This window comes from Nocardia sp. NPDC060220 (genome assembly GCF_042727815.1).
Classification (GTDB): domain Bacteria; phylum Actinomycetota; class Actinomycetes; order Mycobacteriales; family Mycobacteriaceae; genus Nocardia.
The window spans coordinates 1-1,549 of the sequence record NZ_JBHWZY010001225.1 but is presented as its reverse complement, the minus strand read 5'-3'; the positions used below and the strand labels follow the sequence as shown (position 1 = coordinate 1,549).

The following is a 1,549-nucleotide window of genomic DNA, read 5'->3' as shown; positions in this document are numbered from 1 at the left end:
GCCCCCTTTCCCTCCGTGTCAGAGACCGAACGTCTTCCCGATGATGTCGCGCTGGATCTCGCTCGTACCGCCGAAGATCGTGGAGACCAAGGCGCCACGGACATGCTTTTCCATGTCGAACTCCCGGGCGTAGCCGTAGCCGCCCATCATCTGCATCCCGGCCAGCGCGACCTGCTTGGACGTCTCGGTGGCCTTGAGCTTGGCCATCGATGCTTCGCGCGCGAAGGTCTTGGTCGGGTTGGCGTCGACCGCGGCAGCCACGCTGTAGACCAGCAGCTTGGTGCATTCGATCTCGGTCGCGAGGTCGGCCACGCGGTGCCGCAGCGCCTGGAAGGAACCGATCGGCCTGCCGAACTGCTTGCGCTCACTGATGAACTGCAGCGTGTCCTCGAAGGCACGCTCGGCGGCACCGAGGCTCATCGCGGCCAGAATGAGCCGTTCGAAGTTCAGCCCGGTCATCAGCTGACGCCAGCCGTTGCCCACCTCGCCGACCACCGCGTCCTCGGGAAGCAGGCAATCGGTGAAGTACAGGTCGTTGGTCTCCTTCTGGTTGCCCATCAGCTCGATCGGGCTGATCTTGAGCCCCGGCGTGTTGGCGGGCACATGGAACATGGTGAGTCCCTCGTGCTTGCCGCCACTGCGATCGGTGCGCACGACCAGCAGGATGTTCTCCGAGATGTGCGCGTTGGAGCACCAGGTCTTCTGACCGTTGATCAGCCAGCCGTCGTTGGTCTTCTCCGCTTTGGCAGTGATGTTGCCGACGTCGGAGCCCGCCTCCGGTTCCGACATCGAAATCGACTGCGACGCACCACGAACGATGCCGCGCAGGACCACGTCCTTCTGTGCCTCGGTGCCGAACTTCGCGTAGGCACCACCGGTGATGAGGGTCGGCCCGATCGCACCGATCGGCAGCATGCCGCGCAGGCTCTCCTCGAGCAGGATGCACATGTCGACCATCGTGGCGTCGGAGCCGCCGTACTCCTCGGGCACGGTCAGGCCGAGCCAGCCCAGTTCGGCCATCTTGCCGTAGACATCCGCGTTGTGCTGCTCGGCATCATGGTCGGTGAGCGCGTCACGCTTTTCCCGGGTGCCCGCCTCACGCTTGGCGAACGCGGCGACCGCTGCCGCGAAATCCTGCTGTTCCGGGCTGAATTCGACGCCCATAGTGATTGTTCTCCCTTGTTTCGTTGGATTGAGGATCAGTTACCGGCGCGTTGACGCCACATGGTCGGCCATCATCAGGCCGCAGAACACGCGCTGGGGTGCCTCGCCCGCGTTGCGCGGGATTCGTCGATGTTGACGATCAGATGTTTCGCCCATCGCCGCACAGCGGCCTTTCCGCCCTCGGCGCCGATTCCCACCCAGCCCGGTGCGGCCACGGCGGCCACAGCGGTATCGCCGACCGGCCGACGGCCGCGAACCGCACTGGCAACGGGACGGTGGGTCTCGAGAAACTGCTTGTCAACAGCCTCTGTGACAAGGGATTCAGCCATCGGCGACTTCTTTCGAAGGAATCGGATCGCCCCGTCAACGCACCCCCGACCACCGG

General features: G+C 64.7%; 2 protein-coding genes. Both read right to left on the bottom strand.

Annotated features, from left to right (window positions below; all coding sequences use genetic code 11):
* Window positions 1–18: 18 nt before the first annotated feature.
* The gene (locus tag ACFWF3_RS35515) at window positions 19–1,164 is read right to left on the bottom strand and encodes an acyl-CoA dehydrogenase family protein (protein WP_378989833.1); all 1,146 of its coding nucleotides are present in this window, start codon (window positions 1,162–1,164) and stop codon (window positions 19–21) included.
* Window positions 1,165–1,238: 74 nt separating this feature from the next.
* Window positions 1,239–1,493, bottom strand: coding sequence for a hypothetical protein (locus tag ACFWF3_RS35510; protein ID WP_379318511.1), 255 nt, complete (start codon window positions 1,491–1,493; stop codon window positions 1,239–1,241).
* Window positions 1,494–1,549 lie beyond the last annotated feature (56 nt).